1 protein-coding gene and 1 pseudogene are annotated in these 1,358 nt (G+C 47.6%); both read right to left on the bottom strand.

The window, feature by feature from the left end:
- Nucleotides 1–43: 43 nt before the first annotated feature.
- Nucleotides 44–901, bottom strand: a complete 858-nt coding sequence (locus tag DWA01_RS22075; protein WP_114287973.1) for an HDOD domain-containing protein — start codon at nucleotides 899–901, stop codon at nucleotides 44–46.
- Between the two features lie 113 nt (nucleotides 902–1,014).
- A pseudogene (locus DWA01_RS23365) lies at nucleotides 1,015–1,358 on the bottom strand (hypothetical protein); the annotation flags it as partial.

Below are 1,358 nucleotides of genomic sequence, written 5' to 3' on the forward strand. Positions count from 1 at the left end.
TGCCGACCTTAATTCATCATGGTATATTGGGTTTTGGTTTGAATCACTCCTGTTGAATTAAAAAATCCGCCAAGACCGCCACAGAACTTTCGTTGTCGGTAAACTTTTCTTGCAGGGCCTGCATCTTGTCAGGGTGAATATCCAATGCCTCGCACACCTTGGCAGACTCCAGTGTCATATCGTCTTCTGCCTCAAAAAAACGCACAACAAAACCAATAATACGCGCCACCTGCCAGTGATCCCCTTTATAGTCCGGATCTTGAAAATTCGAGATAGCAAAAATGGTTTCTATGGGTAAATGCCAGCGCTTGGCCAGCCAGTTGCCAGCCTCACAAGAGTCAATGCCCAGCAGTTCACGCTCCTGGATCAGCCGGGTTTTATTGTTGTGTGTTTCAAATTGCGGCAATAATTGATTCATTTCTTTGGGGAAATGATGAACTTGTAACAGTTGGCCAATACTGTGTAATAAGGCGGCCAGGTAAACACTGTTTACGTCTATGGCAGGCACACACTTAGCCAGCATGGAGGAGGACTGTGCCACCGCCAGGGCACGGCACCAATAATCTTTCAAAGAAAACTCAGGGCAAGCTCTGGTGTTAAACCTGGGGCCCATTAACATGCCCATGCACAGACTGCGCACTGTCTGTATGCCCAGAACTTTGACCATGGCCTGCTCTACCGTGTGTATGGTTGACGGGGAGGAGAAAAATGCCGAGTTGGCGATACTCACGATACGGGCGGTAATGCCAGGCTCGGACTGAATAGCCTGGGCCAAAGAAGGCAGGTCTATGTCATCATCCATGATTAATTCCAGCAATTGTTCGCTGGCGGCCGATGCCGGTGGAATGGTGAGCGTTCTTAGGATGGCGCTACGGCGCTTCCTTATTTCATCTATCTCCATAGCCCCTCCCTGCGCACAATAAAAAACCCTAGTCTAAACTTTAGTCCAGACTAGGGTTTGGGCAAGGCCGTTACTTGGCTATTTGGTTAATGGTCAATCGATTAGCGGTTTACCTATTGATGTTTGGCTTCCAATTCTTCCAATTCGGCTTGCTCCTGGGCGATGCGTTTTGCTTGGGCTTGCTCTTCTGGTGTTTGCTCCAGCGACAGGCCCATCATGGAACCCGCTGATGCCTCTCCCTGACCTGACTCCGCCAGTTTAATACGCAACTTTAAATTCACTTCGGAGTCTGCATTTTTTATGGCTTCTTTTAGGGATATCTTACCGGCTTTATAAAGTTTGAATAACGCGGCATCGAAGGTTTGCATGCCCAGATTTTCAGACTTCGCCATAATTTCTTTAATGGCATCGGTATCCCCTTTAAAAATCATTTCCTGAATGGTTTTGTTGCCTAGCA

Origin of the sequence: Candidatus Halocynthiibacter alkanivorans (assembly GCF_003333265.1) — a bacterium.
In the GTDB taxonomy this organism is placed as follows: Bacteria; Pseudomonadota; Alphaproteobacteria; order Rhodobacterales; family Rhodobacteraceae; genus Halocyntiibacter_A; species Halocyntiibacter_A alkanivorans.

Coding starts and splice junctions, on each gene's coding strand:
- DWA01_RS22075 (WP_114287973.1), bottom strand. CDS start 901: ATGGAGATAGATGAAATAAGGAAGCGCCGTAGCGCCATCCTAAGAACG.